The 14,643-nt window shown below is 68.6% G+C and carries 14 protein-coding genes and 1 tRNA gene; 11 read left to right on the forward strand and 4 right to left on the reverse strand.

The features are described from left to right. The first annotated feature begins 12 nt into the window (after positions 1-12). The 6 genes from VQ042_RS16170 to VQ042_RS16195 all read left to right on the forward strand — a co-directional run bounded on the left by VQ042_RS16170 (position 13) and on the right by VQ042_RS16195 (position 5,007). Positions 13-1,215: an acetyl-CoA C-acyltransferase gene (locus VQ042_RS16170; protein ID WP_331821108.1), complete on the forward strand. Its 1,203-nt coding sequence runs from the start codon at positions 13-15 to the stop codon at positions 1,213-1,215. Between the two features lie 10 nt (positions 1,216-1,225). Then, positions 1,226-2,272 (forward strand): phosphotransferase family protein, encoded by a 1,047-nt coding sequence (locus tag VQ042_RS16175; RefSeq protein WP_331821110.1) that lies wholly within the window; start codon positions 1,226-1,228, stop codon positions 2,270-2,272. Continuing rightward, complete coding sequence (locus VQ042_RS16180; RefSeq protein WP_331821112.1) at positions 2,272-3,057, forward strand: SDR family NAD(P)-dependent oxidoreductase; 786 nt, start codon at positions 2,272-2,274, stop codon at positions 3,055-3,057. Before VQ042_RS16175 ends, VQ042_RS16180 begins: the two co-directional genes overlap by 1 nt. Before the next feature lie 80 nt (positions 3,058-3,137). Then, on the forward strand, positions 3,138-3,695 hold the full coding sequence (locus tag VQ042_RS16185; protein ID WP_331821114.1) for a thioredoxin family protein: 558 nt from the start codon (positions 3,138-3,140) through the stop codon (positions 3,693-3,695). Next, positions 3,695-4,399 carry a phosphoglycolate phosphatase gene (gene gph / locus VQ042_RS16190; protein ID WP_331821116.1) on the forward strand — a complete coding sequence of 235 codons (705 nt, stop codon included), beginning with the start codon at positions 3,695-3,697 and terminating at the stop codon, positions 4,397-4,399. Before VQ042_RS16185 ends, gph begins: the two co-directional genes overlap by 1 nt. A gap of 248 nt (positions 4,400-4,647) precedes the next feature. Continuing rightward, positions 4,648-5,007, forward strand: a complete 360-nt coding sequence (locus tag VQ042_RS16195) for a DUF2934 domain-containing protein (RefSeq protein WP_331821118.1) — start codon at positions 4,648-4,650, stop codon at positions 5,005-5,007. Positions 5,008-5,090: 83 nt separating this feature from the next. Here VQ042_RS16195 and VQ042_RS16200 read toward each other — a convergent pair whose 3' ends face one another. From VQ042_RS16200 to VQ042_RS16210, 3 genes are all read right to left on the reverse strand, one after another. Continuing rightward, entirely contained in the window at positions 5,091-6,248 is a 1,158-nt protein-coding gene (locus tag VQ042_RS16200) for a GGDEF domain-containing protein (protein WP_331821119.1), read from the reverse strand. A 336-nt stretch (positions 6,249-6,584) separates the two neighbouring features. Next, positions 6,585-6,660 (reverse strand) — tRNA-Thr (locus VQ042_RS16205). 165 nt (positions 6,661-6,825) lie between these two features. After that, the gene (locus VQ042_RS16210; RefSeq protein WP_331821137.1) at positions 6,826-7,782 is read right to left on the reverse strand and encodes an NAD(P)H-dependent flavin oxidoreductase; all 957 of its coding nucleotides are present in this window, start codon (positions 7,780-7,782) and stop codon (positions 6,826-6,828) included. A 230-nt stretch (positions 7,783-8,012) separates the two neighbouring features. Here VQ042_RS16210 and VQ042_RS16215 point away from each other — a divergent pair, with 230 nt between their 5' ends. The 3 genes from VQ042_RS16215 to VQ042_RS16225 all read left to right on the forward strand — a co-directional run bounded on the left by VQ042_RS16215 (position 8,013) and on the right by VQ042_RS16225 (position 10,959). Continuing rightward, positions 8,013-8,816 carry an exonuclease domain-containing protein gene (locus VQ042_RS16215; protein ID WP_331821121.1) on the forward strand — a complete coding sequence of 268 codons (804 nt, stop codon included), beginning with the start codon at positions 8,013-8,015 and terminating at the stop codon, positions 8,814-8,816. Positions 8,817-8,908: 92 nt separating this feature from the next. Next, positions 8,909-10,585 carry a cisplatin damage response ATP-dependent DNA ligase gene (locus VQ042_RS16220; RefSeq protein WP_331821123.1) on the forward strand — a complete coding sequence of 559 codons (1,677 nt, stop codon included), beginning with the start codon at positions 8,909-8,911 and terminating at the stop codon, positions 10,583-10,585. Between the two features lie 104 nt (positions 10,586-10,689). Next, complete coding sequence (locus VQ042_RS16225) at positions 10,690-10,959, forward strand: DUF6460 domain-containing protein (protein WP_331821125.1); 270 nt, start codon at positions 10,690-10,692, stop codon at positions 10,957-10,959. A 13-nt stretch (positions 10,960-10,972) separates the two neighbouring features. Here the strand turns inward: VQ042_RS16225 and VQ042_RS16230 are convergent, their stop codons facing one another. Beyond that, on the reverse strand, positions 10,973-11,875 hold the full coding sequence (locus VQ042_RS16230) for a histone deacetylase family protein (protein WP_331821127.1): 903 nt from the start codon (positions 11,873-11,875) through the stop codon (positions 10,973-10,975). A gap of 87 nt (positions 11,876-11,962) precedes the next feature. On the opposite strand from VQ042_RS16230, the gene VQ042_RS16235 reads away from it, so the two are divergent. Beyond that, entirely contained in the window at positions 11,963-13,381 is a 1,419-nt protein-coding gene (locus VQ042_RS16235; protein ID WP_331821129.1) for an MATE family efflux transporter, read from the forward strand. Positions 13,382-13,548: 167 nt separating this feature from the next. Beyond that, complete coding sequence (locus tag VQ042_RS16240) at positions 13,549-14,586, forward strand: PAS domain-containing protein (protein ID WP_331821131.1); 1,038 nt, start codon at positions 13,549-13,551, stop codon at positions 14,584-14,586. The last annotated feature ends 57 nt before the right edge of the window (positions 14,587-14,643 follow it).

Consider the following 14,643-nt stretch of genomic DNA (forward strand, 5'->3'; position numbering starts at 1 on the left):
ACACCCATACCCATGAGAGAAGCGGTCATCGTCTCGACGGCGCGCACGCCGATCGGCAAGGCCTATCGCGGCGCCTTCAACGACACCCAGGCGCAGGCCCTGGGTGGCCACGCCATCCGGCATGCGGTCGAGCGCGCGGGCATCGACCCGGCCGAGATCGAGGACGTGGTGATGGGGGCGGCCCTGCAGCAGGGCTCCACCGGCACCAACATCGCCCGCCAGTGCGCGCTGCGCGCCGGACTTCCGACGCAGGTCGCCGGCATGTCGGTCGACCGCCAGTGCGCCTCCGGCCTGATGGGCATCGCCATCGCCGCCAAGCAGATCGTCCAGGACAACATGACCGCGGCGGTCGGTGGCGGCCTGGAATCGGTGTCGCTGGTCCAGAACGACAAGATGAACATGTTCCGCGCCGCCGATCCGTGGCTGCGCGAGCACCGGCCCGACCTCTACATGTCGATGCTGGAGACTGCCGAGATCGTCGCCGAGCGCTACGGCATCTCCCGCGAGGCGCAGGACGAATACGCATTGCAGTCGCAGCAGCGCACGGCCGCGGCCCAGGCGGCCGGCCGCTACGACAGCGAAATCGTGCCGATGACCGTGACGATGAAGGTCAAGGACCGGGACACCGGCGAGGTCTCCGACCGCGAGATCACGATCGACCGCGACGAGGGCAACCGGCCGCAGACGACGCTGGCCGACCTTCAGAAGCTTCAGCCGGTCTTCAAGAACGGCCAGGCCGTCGCCGAGGGCCGCTTCATCACCGCCGGCAACGCCTCGCAGCTGTCCGACGGCGCCTCCGCCGCGGTGCTGATGGAAGCCCGGGACGCCGAGCGCCGCGGCCTGCAGCCGCTGGGCCGCTATGCGGGCATGGCGGTCGCCGGCTGCGACCCGGACGAAATGGGCATCGGCCCGGTCTTTGCCGTGCCCAAGCTCCTGGAGAAGAACGGCCTCAAGATCGGCGACATCGGCCTGTGGGAACTGAACGAGGCATTCGCCTCCCAGGCGCTCTATTGCCGCGACCGTCTCGGCATTTCCGGCGAGATCCTCAATGTCGACGGCGGCGCGATCTCGATCGGCCACCCCTATGGCATGTCCGGCGCCCGCATGGCCGGCCACGCGCTGATCGAGGGACGGCGGCGCGGCGTGCGCTGGGTCGTCGTGACCATGTGCGTCGGCGGCGGCATGGGCGCGGCCGGTCTCTTCGAGGTCCTGTGAGAGGCATGCCATGACGACGGACGGGGACGACCAGACGATCGACGAGGCAGCCCTCGGCCATTACCTGGAAGAGCATGTGGAGGGGTTCCACGGGCTCGAGCAGATGGTCAAGTTCCAGGCGGGGCAGTCGAACCCCACCTGGCGGCTGGATGCGGACAGCCGCACCTATGTGCTGCGCGCCAAGCCGCCGGGCGAATTGCTGAAATCGGCGCATCAGGTGGACCGCGAGTTCCGCGTCATGCAGGCCCTGGCGGGCACCGACGTGCCGGTGCCGCGCATGCTGCACCTGGCCGAGGAGAGCCACTCGCCGCTCGGCCGGACCTTCTTCGTGATGGAGCACTGCGACGGCCGCATCTTCTGGGATCCGGCCCTGCCGGAGATCGAATCCGGCGAGGAACGCGGCGCGGTCTACGATGCCATGAACGCTGCGCTGGCGGCGCTGCACTCGGTTGACGTCGACTCCGTGGGCTTGGCCGATTTCGGCCGCCCGGGCAATTATTTCGAGCGCCAGCTGTCGCGCTGGACCGAGCAGTACCGCCAGTCGAAGACCGACCCCATCCCGGCCATGGACGAACTGATCGCCTGGCTGGAGCAGAACCTGCCGGACGATGACGGCGTCACCAGCCTCGTCCATGGGGATTTCCGCCTCGACAACATGATCTTCGACAAGCAGAAGCCGGAGATCCTGGCGATCCTCGACTGGGAATTGTCGACCCTCGGCCATCCGCTGGCGGACCTGTCCTACCAGTGCATGCAGTGGCGCCTGCCCCATTCGGGCTCCTTCAAGGGGCTGGGCGATCTCGACCGGACGGCGCTGGGCATTCCCACCGAGGAGCAGTATGTGGCGCGCTACTGCGAGCGGCGCGGCCTCGACGGCATCGACCACTGGCCCTTCTACGTGGCCTTCTCCTTCTTCCGGCTGGCGGCGATCCTGCAGGGCGTGTTCAAGCGCTACATCCAGGGCAATGCGTCCAACCCGGACAAGGCCAAGGTCTATGGCCGCAACGTGCCCGTCCTGGCGCAGCTCGCCGTCGACCTGATCAAGAAAGAGGCCTGATGGCGCGCTTCGCCGGCAAGGCCGTCCTCGTCTCGGGGGCCGCGGGCGGCTTCGGGCGGGAGATCGCCAGGGCCTTCGCCGCAGAAGGGGCACGGCTGATCCTGACCGACCGGGAGGCCGGCCCGCTGGAGACCTTCGCCGCCGAGATCACCGGGACCGAGGCCGTCACGGTCGCCGGCGACGTCTCCAGCGAGGCGACGGCCGCCGCGTTGGTCGAGACGGCGGTGGAGCGTTTCGGCGGCCTCGACGTCGCCATCAACAATGCCGGCATCGTCCATGACTACAAGCGGCTGCAGGAGATCACGGCGGCGGAGGCCGAACGGGTGATCGCGGTGGATTTGATGGGCGTGTTTTTCGCCATGAAGCACCAGATCGCGGCGATGAGCGCGCGCTTTGCCCGCGACGGCACCCGTGGCGCGATCGTCAATGTCGCCTCGGTGGCGGGGCTGGGCGGGGCGCCGCTCCTGTCGGTCTATGCCGCCGCCAAGCATGGCGTCGTCGGCCTGACGAAATCTGCCGCGGCCGAGAATGCCCGGCGCGGGCTGCGCATCAACGCCGTCTGCCCCTCTTTTGCCCGCACCGCCATGGTCCTGGGCGAGCCCGGCTCGCTCGCCGGTGGCGCAGAGGCCGGGGAGGCGGAACAGGCGATCGTGCGCGGCATCCCGATGCGCCGGCTCGCGGAAGTCGGCGAGGTGGTGACGGCGGTGCTCTTCGCCGCCGATCCGGCCAATGGCTTCATGACCGGGGCGGCCATTCCCGTCGATGGCGGCCTGTCGGCGATCTGAGGGGCTGGCGTCCCGCACTCGATTTTCGCCGCGCACTTGCCTAGGTTTTTGCCGGGCGCGTGAAGCGAAAGGGACCAACCATGGCGGCACAGCCACCGATCTGCGACTTCGGGTGGAAGGCGGTCGATGCCGAACTCCCCGGCGTCGACGGCAAGGACCACCGCATCTTCGACCACACGGGCGAGAACTGCCTGCTCGTCGTCTTCATCTGCAACCACTGTCCCTATGTGAAGGCGGTAATCGACCGGCTGGTGCGCGACGCCAGGGATCTGGCGGCGCTGGGCATCGGCACGGTGGCGATCTCGTCCAACGATGCCGAGCGCTACCCGGAGGATTCCTTCGAGCGGATGCAGGATTTCGCCCGCCAGCACGATTTTCCGTTCCCCTATCTCTACGACGCCGACCAGAGCGTGGCGCGCGCCTATGGCGCGGTCTGCACGCCAGACTTCTTCGGCTTCGACGGCGATCTCGGGCTGCAATATCGCGGCCGCATCGACGCCTCGCGCAAGGCGGCGGCGCCCGAGGGCACGGCGCGCGACCTGTTCGAGGCGATGCGCCGGGTCGCCGAGACCGGAAAGGGGCCGGCCGAGCAGATCCCCTCCATCGGCTGTTCGATCAAATGGAAGGAAACCGCCTGATGGCCGACACTGCCTGGCCGAAAGCGGTCCTCTTCGATCTTGACGGCACCCTCGTCGATTCGGCGCCCGACATCCACGCCGCGCTGAACGAGACGCTGGCGAGCTACGGCGAGCCGCCCTTCACGCTGGAGGCGGTGACCCGCATGGTGGGCCGCGGCGTCCCGACGCTCATCGACCGGGCCTATGAGGGGCTCGGCAAGACGCTCGACCCGGCCGAGCGCGACCGGGTGGTAACGCGCTTCCTGGCGATCTACGAGCCGCGGGCGACCGAACTGACGACGCTGACCGCCGGCGCGAGCGAGGCGACGCGCGCTCTGGTGGATGCCGGCACGCCGATCGGCGTCGTCACCAACAAGCCCGAGGCTGCCACGCGCGAGATCCTCACCCATTTCGGCCTGTCGGACCTCATGCAGGTGGTGGTGGGCGGCGATGCAGGACCGCCCAAGAAGCCCGAGCCGGGGCTCCTGCTGCTGGCCTGCGAGCGGCTCGGCCTAGATGCCGGCGATGTCGTCTTTGTCGGCGACAGCGAAAACGACGTGGCCGCCGCCCAGGCGGCCGGCATGGCCGTCGTCGTCCTGCGCGGCGGCTATACCAGCATCGCCGCCGAGGATCTGGGGGCCGGCGCCGTGGTCGACCGGCTCGACGCGGTGCCATCGGTCTTCGCCGCGCTGCGGGCAGACGCGCCCGGATCGGGCTGCCGATAGCCCGATAAAGCCTGCATCGGGCATCGCTGTCGGACCTTTTCCGGACCGGCGCCTGCACTATCTATTCAGGTGTGGGCACGACGCGTCGATCCGGTCCGGGTTCGGCGCCGGGTGACCGCACGCGTAGCCTTTGGTGTCGGCGTTGCAGCGCGCGATGGATGCGCGGCTAAATTCATTTCGCCGTTGCATGCTGCTGTCGCGCCGACCGCGAATCCTAGTTTCGTTTCAACGCTATCGGGAGACGGGAAATGGTCAGGATCGACAATGCGGAGGCCGTGCGCAGGCTGGCCTACGAGGTCTGGGAGCGCGAGGGACGGCCGAGCGGCCGCGAGCACGAGCACTGGGCCGAGGCCAACCGGATCATGGCCGCGCGCTACCCCGAGACGGTGACCGAAACGGCGAGCGAGCCGCGCTGGAACCGCATCGAGGCAGAGCGCGCCGAAGCCGAGGCGCTGCGCCGCGCCCTGTGGACGCCCGAGCCCTTCTCGACCGAACTGTTCGGCCAGCGCAGCCCCGCGCCCAAGCCCCGCAACTGGTCACGCCGCACGTCCGCAACGCCGTTGCCGACGGCGCAGGGCATGGCGAACTCGGGAAGCGCGCAGGGGTGACAGCGCAGGCGCGGGCGATGCGTCCGCGCCAACCTTTCAGAAGCGAACACAGACACGTCGCCGACTTTTGTCATGCGAGGCTTTCAAGCTGCGGCAATTGCCTTCCGCGGGGCCAGGTCGCTGTCCGGCAAGACGGACGGCGCGCGTGGTGATCGATGGGGCCGAAAGCCGCCGCCGTTTCGCTTGACCTTGTAGGATGTCGCGTCCGCGTCGCGCAGCAGTGTGTCCAGGGATGCGGTGCCGGCGGGGGCGATGCTGTAGCCGAGACGGAGACCCACCCTGAGCGGCCGATCGGTGCCCACGTCACAGGGCTCGGTCAGCTGGCGATGGATCCGCTGGGCGAGCAGCCCCGGGTCGGCCTTATCGTCCAGGCCCGGCTGCAGGACCACGAACTCGTCACCGCCTACGCGAGCAACGACGTCGTCTTCACCGACAAGCCGGCGCAGCCTTTCGGCGAGTGCCTGCAGGAGCCGATCCCCCGTCGCGTGGCCGAATTGGTCGTTGACCGCCTTGAAGCCGTCCAGGTCGAAGGCATGGATCGCGACCGAGCGGCCCGTGTCACGCGGCAGTTCGTCGAATGCCTCGCGCAGTCCCAGGCGGTTGGACAACGCGGTCAAGGGATCGAGCCGCGCCAGCTTCGCCATCTGCAGACGCATCGTGATGAGGCGGCAGGCGCTTCGGTGGAGATGCGTGATGGTCTCCATCGCGCTGACGAGGAACAGCACGAACACGGCGCCGGTCAGGAGCCGGGCATCCTCGATGAACAGCGCCGCAGAGGCGATCGCCGGTCCCGCGGCGAGGATGACCGCACCCATCGCGATCTTCGGGCGGACCGAGATGCGGGTCGCGACACCCGCGCAATATCCGAACAGCAGGGCGGTGGCGACCACGTGCAGGGAGAGCGCGGGCAGCGAGAACAGGAGGGCGCACAGGGCGCCGATCGGCGCCGCCATGCCCAACGTCGTGATGGTATGGCCGGCCTCGAACCGCCTGATGACCGCAAGCGTCGACGGTCGATGCACCAGGGTCCGACGATGAAAGAAGATGAAAAGGGCCTTGAGCACCGAGGCCACGACCCCGGCGATCGTGATGGCGAGGGCCGCCGCGACGCCGGTCTCGCTGTAGGCGTACAGCCCGATGCCGAAAAACGTCACGCCGATTGCCGTGGTGGGAAGCAGATTGTCGGCCAGAGCCGATACCAGGGCCTTGTAGACGTCGATCGGTTCGGTTTGGCGCAGCATCAGGTGACGATCGTTATTGCGGCGATCGGTTCGATATCACAACAGTCGTTTACGGGACCTTTAGCTGCGACCGTTTCGGTCTGGGCATCGCGGATATGGCGTGACTGGATGCCCGGCACCGGGCGCGTGAAGCGACCCGCCCCTGCAGAAGGTGGCGGTGACCGTAGCCAGGGCAGAGATCGCTCTAGCGGCCATGCCATGCCCGTTGACTGCCGAGAATGTCGACTGCGCCCGCGGAACGGGCCGCTGTGAGACATCTGTGACGGGGATCCGTCACACGGCGTAACAAACGCTCTCTGGCCGTTCACGTCCGGTGTCTGTAAGTCGTTGGGATAGTGGTGCCGCTTGCAGGACTCGAACCTGCGACCCCATCATTACGAATGATGTGCTCTACCACCTGAGCTAAAGCGGCTTGGTCCGGCTCGGATCGAAATCCGCGGACGGCGTCCTGATAGCGGGAAACCGGGCCGGGTTCAAGCGGTAAAGCGATGCCCGGCGGCAGGCGCGGGCACGAACGCGTGCCTTGGTCCGTGCCAAACGCGTGCCATGGTCGACGCGGGCGGCGGACTGGGGTGCGTCAGCCGCAGATGCGGCGCCGGGCGGCCTCGTATTCCGCGGCCAGCCGGTCGACGAGGGCGCTGGCCGGGCCCACGGCGCCGACCGCGCCGATGCCCTGGCCCGAGCCCCAGATCTCCTTCCAGGCCTTGGGCTTGGCGCTGCCGCCGAAATCCATCTGGCTGGGATCGCTGCCGGGCAGGGCATCGGGGTCGAGCCCGGCCGCCACGATCGACTCGCGCAGATAATTGCCGTGAATGCCGGTGAAGAGGTCGGTGTAGACGATGTCGCTGGCCCGGCCGCTGACGATGGCCTGCTTGTAGTCCGCAGCCGCCCGCGCCTCGTCCGTGGCGATGAAGGCCGAGCCGACATAGCCGCCGTCGGCGCCCATTGCCTGCGCCGCCAGCACCGCGTCGCCGGTCGCGATGGCGCCGGACAGGAACAGCGGTCCGTCGAACCAGGCGCGGATCTCCTGGATCAGCGCGAAGGGCGACAGCGTCCCGGCATGACCGCCGGCGCCCGCCGCCACGGCGATCAGGCCGTCGGCGCCCTTCTCGATCGCCTTGCGGGCGAAGCGGTCGTCGATCACGTCGTGCAGCACGATGCCGCCATAGGAATGCACCGCCTCGTTGACCTCCGGGCGGGCGCCCAGCGAGGTGATGACGATTGGCACCTCGTGCTTGACGCAGACCGCCAGGTCCTGCTCCAGCCGCGTGTTGGAGCGGTGGACGATCTGGTTGACGGCGAAGGGCGCGGCGCGCCGCTCGGGATGGTCGCGATCATGGGCGGCCAGCGCCGCCTCGATCTCGCAGAGCCATTCGTCGAGCTGGGCGGCGGGGCGGGCGTTCAGCGCCGGAAAGGCGCCGACGATGCCGGCCTTCGCCTGGGCGATGACCAGCGCCGGATTCGAGATGACGAACAGCGGTGCGGCGATCACCGGCAGCCGCAGCCGACCGTGGAGAAGCTTGGGAAGGGCCAGGATCGCACCTCTGATTTTGACGTAAACGTAAGAATACGGGCTCGTAGCAGATCGGCCGCGCTCTGCAAAGGCGCCGACGGTACCGGCGCGACAACCGGCAAGGCATCTTAGGACAGGCGCGGTGCGCTAGGCCCCATCCCGGCGTGTCCGACATGCCAGCGGTCGACAGGCGGCCGCACCATCTTGCCACGTCTTGCGCCGGGTCGTGCCAGGACCGATCTTGTGCGGCGATGTCCGACCTCTTTCCGCCCGTCCCTTCCACGCCCTCGCTCTTTGCCGAGCCGTGCGCCACCCGCGTGCGGGTCATCGACGTGGAGACGGCCGGCCAGCGCCTCGAGGAGGATGCGGTCATCGAGATCGGCTCGGTCGATCTGGATCTGGCCACCGGGGCAATCGGCAACCCGATGCAGACCCTGTGCGATCCCGGCGGCGTCGCGATCAATCCCCATGCGCGCAAGGTCCACCAGATCAGCGACGCGATGCTGGCGGGGGCGCCGTCCTTTGCCCAGGCGCTGCCGCCTTTCGCCGGCGCCGGCATCTACGCCGCCCAGCGCGCCAGCTTCGACCGCTCCCGGCTGCGCCTGACCGGCCGCTGGCTGTGCACCCACAAGCTGGCATTGCGGGCGTTTCCGCAGGTGCGGGCCCATGGGCTGCAGAGCCTGGTGAAATACCTGCCCCTCGACCTGGCGCCGGTCCGGCCGATGCTGGAGGGGCTGCATCCGCACCGGGCGCTGTACGACGCGGTCTGCACGGCGGTGCTGCTGCGCACGATCGCGGCAACGCTGATGCCCCGCTGCCAGGACGTGGCCGACTTCCTGGAGCGGGCCGAGCGGGCGTCGGCCGAGCCGGCGCTGCTGGCGCGGCTGCGGTTCGGCCGCCACAAGGGCGTGGCCCTTGCCGAGGTGCCGGACGCCTATCTGGAATGGCTGCTGCGCGAGCCGGGCATGGATGCCGACGCGGTCTTTACCGCGCGCTACCACCTGAAGCGCCGCAGCCTGCGCGGCGCGCGGCCGATGCCGTCGCCCAGCGTCTGAGCCCGTTGCCGCGGCGCGCACGCCCAGGCCGATGCACCGCTGCGGTCTCGCCCTATGTCTCCCCGACATCGCCGCAGCCTTGCCGGGACCCCATGAAGCGCTTTGCCGAACTTCTCGACCGCCTAGTCCTGACGCCGTCGCGCAACGGCAAGCTGCGCCTGATGGTGGATTTCTTTCGCCGGGTGCCCGATCCCGAGCGCGGCTATGCGCTGGCGGCGATCACCGGCGATCTCGACGTGCGCAGCGTCAAGCCGGCCATGCTGCGCGAATTGATGGCGAGCCGCATGGATGCGGTGCTGTTCGGCTATTCCTACGACTATGTCGGCGACCTAGCCGAGACCATCGCCCTGGTCTGGCCGTCGCCCCACGATGGCGGCGCGCGGCCCGCCGATCCGCCGACGCTGGCGGACGTCGTCGAGACTCTGGACGCCGCGACCCGCAAGGACGGGCCGGCGCTGGTCGAGGCATGGCTCGATCGTCTGGATTCCTCCGGCCGCTACGCGCTGCTGAAGCTGGTGACCGGCGCGATGCGCATCGGCGTCTCCTCGCGGCTCGCCAAGCAGGCGCTGGCCGAGTTCGGCGAGCGGCCGGTGGCCGAGATCGAGGAGCTCTGGCACGGGCTGGAACGGCCCTACGAGACGCTCTTCGCCTGGCTGGAGGGGCGCGGTGACAAGCCGGTCTCGGCGGCGGCCTCGCCGTTTCGGCCGGTGATGCTGTCGCAGGCGCTGGAGGAGCCCGATTACGGCCGCATTGACGCCGAGACCTATGCGGCGGAATGGAAATGGGACGGCATCCGCGTCCAGGCGACGGCCGAGAACGGCATCCGCCGGCTCTATTCGCGCACCGGCGACGACATCTCCAACGCCTTTCCCGACCTTCTCGACTTCATGACCTATGAGGGCGCGCTCGACGGCGAACTCCTCGTGGCGACGCCGCAGCCGCGCACGGGCGGAACGCCGAAGGTGCGGACGCATGACGGGGCGCCGGGCGACGACATCGTCGTCGGCACCTTCTCGGACCTGCAGCAGCGGCTGAACCGCAAGACCGTGTCGGCGGCCATCCTCAAGCGCTATCCGGTGTTCCTGCGGACCTACGACCTGCTGCAGGAGGGCGAAACGGATCTGCGCGCGCTGCCCTTCGCCGAGCGGCGCCAGCGTCTCGACCGCTTCGTCGCAACGCTCGAGCCGACCCGTTTCGACGTCTCGCCCTTCCTCCCCTTTGCCGATTTCGACGAACTGGCGCGCTTACGCGCCGGCCCGCCCCATCCGGTGATCGAGGGCGTGATGCTGAAGCGCTGGGATTCCACCTATGTGCCGGGCCGCCCGAAAGGGCCGTGGTTCAAGTGGAAGCAGGACCCGCATCTGATAGACGCGGTGCTGATGTATGCCCAGCGCGGCCACGGCAAGCGGTCGAGCTTCTATTCCGACTACACCTTCGGCGTATGGACCGGGCCCATGGACGACCCGGAACTGGTGCCGGTGGGCAAGGCCTATTTCGGCTTCACCGACGAGGAGCTGAAGCAGCTCGACAAATATGTCCGCGACAACACCATCGAGCGCTTCGGCCCGGTGCGTTCGGTCCGCGCCGAGCCCGACCATGGCCTCGTCCTGGAGGTGGCCTTCGAGGGGCTGGCCCGTTCCAGTCGCCACAAGAGCGGCGTGGCCATGCGCTTTCCGCGCGTCTCGCGCCTGCGTTGGGACAAGCCGGCCTTCGAGGCGGACCGGCTGGAGACGCTGCAGGCGATGCTGCCCGAGCCGATGCCGCAATAGGGCGGCGCGCGACGGAGTCGGCTTGTCGGTGCGGGAATGCGGGCTTGTGCCGCACGGATCTTCGGCCTACCTGCCGTGACAGGGACGCAGCGGAGCATTGCAACATGTCGGAACGGGTGAACAGGTTTCTCGGCGGCTCGCCGCTCGGCGTGATCATGCGGCTGATCCTGCTCTCGATCGTCGTCGGCGTGATCCTGTCGTGGCTGTCCTGGAGCCCGGCCGACGTCATCGACTGGTTCGTCGACCTCTTCGACTGGCTCTGGTTCAACATCTTCGGCTCGCTGGACCGGGCGTTCGACTATTTCCTGCTCGGCGCGGCGATCGTCATCCCGATCTTCATTATCTCGCGGCTGTTCACCATGGGGCGGCGCTAGGGCGATTACCGGCTCAGGCGAACTCCCAGGCCACCCGGTGCAGGAGGGAATGGCGCCGGGCGAGCCTTTCGATGTCGGTGAGATAGCCGCCGCCGATCACGCAGGCGACCGGGATCGCGCGGTCGCGGCAGGTGCCGATCACCGTGCGGTCGCGTTCGGCTAGGCCCGCCTCGCTGAGCGCCAGCCGGCCCAGCCGGTCGTCCTCGTGCGGATCGACGCCGGCATTGTAGAAGACGATGTCCGGCCGCGACCGGTCGATCGCCGCCGCCAGCGCCGGACGCAGGGCGGCGAGGTATTCGGCATCGCCGGTATTGTCCGGAAGCGCCACGTCGAGATCGGACGAGGCCTTGCGGACCGGGTAGTTCCGGGCGCCGTGCAGGGACAGGGTGAAGACCCGCGGCTCGGTCGCGAAGATGCGCGCCGTCCCGTCGCCCTGATGGACGTCGCAATCGACGACCAGGACGCGGCCGGCATCGCCATCGGCCAGGAGCAGTGACGCGGCCACCGCCACGTCGTTGAAGACCGAGAACCCAGCGCCGCCGGCCCGCGCCGCATGATGGCTGCCCCCGGCGGTGTTGCAGGCCAGCCCCTCGGCCAGTGCCATCCGGGCGGTCAGCACCGTGCCGCCGGTCGCGCAGCGCGAGCGCAGGGCGACCTTCTCGTCCACCCGGAAGCCGATCGCCTTCTCCATCGCCGCCGGCACGGCGGAAAACAGTACCTGGTCGACATAGAGCGGATCATGCGCCAGCCGCAGCCAGGCCGCGGGTGCCGGCACCGGCTGGTGATAGCCGCCGGGGGCGACCAGCCCGTCCTCGACGAGGATCTCGGCCAGCCGCGAGAATTTCGACATCGGGAACCGGTGCCGGGCGTCGAAATCCGCGTCGAAGGCAGGGTGGTGGATGATCGCAAGCGGCATGTCGGCTCAAGCTAGGGCGTCCTGGCGCGGAGGCACCGCGACAAGGTTTCGCTTGCCAGCAGCCATGCCGGGTGCGACTGGCCGCGGATGCGTGGACACATCGACCACACGGTGAGCCGGACGAACGATCCGGGCGGGGACGACCCGGCCGGCGGACCGCATCCCGACGGGGCGGCGCCGGGCGTGCGCCCCTTCGCGGTGACCCACCGCGACGTCTGGAAGATCACCCTTCCGATGACGCTGGCCTTCCTGACGACGCCGCTGATCGGTCTGACCGACACGGCCGTTGTCGGCCGGATCGGCGACGCCACGGCGCTGGGCGGCCTGGCCGTGGGCGCGCTGATCTTCGATTTCGCCTTCGCGACCTTCAACTTCCTGCGCTCGGGCACGACCGGGCTGACCGCGCAGGCGGCGGGGGAGGAGAACGGCCGCGAGATCCAGGCGGTGTTCTGGCGGGCCGTGGTGCTGTCGCTGGCGATCGGTGCCGGGCTGATCCTGGCCGAGCCGCTGATCACCGGCCTCGGCCTGCTGGCCATCGCGCCGGGGCCCGGCGTCGTCGCGGCGACGGGCCTGTATGTCTTCGTGCGGATGTTCTCGGCGCCCTTTGCCTTCCTCAACTACGCCATTCTCGGCCATGTGCTGGGCTCCGGCCGGGGCGGGCTCGGCCTGGCCCTGCAGGTCGTCGTCAACGGCACCAACATCGCCCTGTCGATCCTCTTCGGGCTGGTCATGGAATACGGCATCGCCGGCGTCGCCTTCGGCACGATCTGCGGCGAGGCCATCGGCGCCCTGGTCGGCCTCGTCGTCGTCGTGGCGCGGTTCGACGGGCGCGACCGGCCGTCCCGGGCGCGGGTCTTCGAGCGGCGCGGCTTCGTGCGGATGATCGCGGTCAATCGCGACATCATGATCCGGTCCTTCTGCCTGCTCGGCGCCTTCATGCTGTTTGCCCGGCTCGGCGCCCAGTTCGGCACGCTGGTCCTGGCGGCCAACGGCATCCTGATGAACTTCTTCGCGGTCGGCGGCTATTTCCTGGACGGCATGGCGACGGCATCCGAACAGCTCGTCGGCCGCGCCGTCGGCGCCCGCTACCGGCCGGCCTTCGACCGGGCCGTCCGCCTGACCATGTTCTGGGGCATCATCCTGTCGCTGGGGCTGTCGGCGGTCTTCCTGTTCGGCGGTACCTGGCTGATCGCGGGCCTGATGACGGACGAGGCGGTCCGCGGCATGGCGAGCGACTATCTGCTCTTTGCGGCGCTGACCCCGGCAGCCGGGGCGCTGGCCTTCATCATGGACGGGGTATTCATCGGCGCCACGTGGTCGCGCACCATGCGCGACATGATGATCGTCTCGTTCCTGGCCTTTGCGGCGGCGGCCCATGCGCTGACGCCGCTTTTCGGCAATGCCGGGCTCTGGGCAGCGTTGCTGGGCTTTCTCGGTCTTCGCGGCATCAGCCTGCTTGCCCTCGTTCCACGCCGGCGCGCCGAGACCTTTCCGCCCTCCGCCTGACCTTGCCAGGGCCATGACGAACGGTGCGCCAGCGCGCTTGTCCACAGGCGGCGCGGCCGGCCGAGGGAACCAAGATCCGGGGTATTCCGTTTGCCGTCCACCTTTCGACATGATCGGTGTGCGCGCAGTTTGCCGACCGAACTCCATGAGACCGACGGCAGAGTGGCATGAAGCAGCGCGACGACTGGCATCTTACCGAAATCATTGGCCATGAGCTGGGACGGGGAGATCCGTTCGCGGCCGCCATTCGCGGAACGCGGATGCCGATGATCATCACCGATCCCCGGCAGGACGACAATCCGATCGTCTTCGCCAATGCTGCCTTCCAGGATCTGGTGGGTTATGAGCGCGACGAGATCATCGGCCGCAACTGCCGGTTCCTGCAGGGGCCCGACACCGATCAGGATGCCCTGCAGCGTCTTCGCCAGGCGATCGCGGACGAAACGGCGATCAACGTCGAATTGCGCAATTACCGCAAGGATGGCTCGGCCTTCTGGAATTCGCTCTTCGTCAGCCCGGTCCGCAGCGAAGGCGGGGAGGTGCAGTTCTTCTTCGCCTCGCAGATCGACATCACCCATCGCGTCGAGGCCGAACAGGCGCTGGCGCGCCAGAAGGAAGAGGTCGAGGCGCAGGTCCGCGCCCGCACCCAGGACCTGGAAACGGCGCTCGAGGCCAAGACCCTGCTGCTCAACGAGGTCGACCACCGGGTCAAGAACAACCTGACCATGATCGGCTCGCTCCTGCGCCTGCAGATGCGCTCCATTCCGGATCCGAAATTCCGCGAGACGCTGGAAACTATGCTGGAGCGCATCGACGCTCTGGCGGCGGTGCATCGCCGGCTCTACCAGGCCGACGACGTCACCCGCTTCGATGTGGGCGCCTTCGCCGAAAGCCTCGCCTCCGACGTCCTGGGGGCCAGCGGACGCGGAGACATCCGCCTGCGCAGCAATTGCGAGGCGGTTGCGATTTCCGCCGACAAGGCGGCGCCTGTCGGCCTGATCCTCAACGAACTCATCACCAATGCGGTCAAGCACGCCTATGGCGATGGCCGCGGCGGTGAACTCTCGCTCGACGTGCGGCAAAGTGACGGCCACGCGCTGATCGACCTGCGCGACGACGGCCCGGGCTTCGACGAGGCGCAGATCGCGCGTAAGCCCACGCGGTGTACCGCCTTCACAGCGTTCGCCGTATCGGTGAAGTCCTAGGAATAATCCTAGGAGCAGCACTATGACGATAGCAAAGTTCGAGGTGATTACCGGCGG

Source organism: Aurantimonas sp. A2-1-M11 (assembly GCF_036549475.1).
In the GTDB taxonomy this organism is placed as follows: Bacteria; Pseudomonadota; Alphaproteobacteria; order Rhizobiales; family Rhizobiaceae; genus Aurantimonas.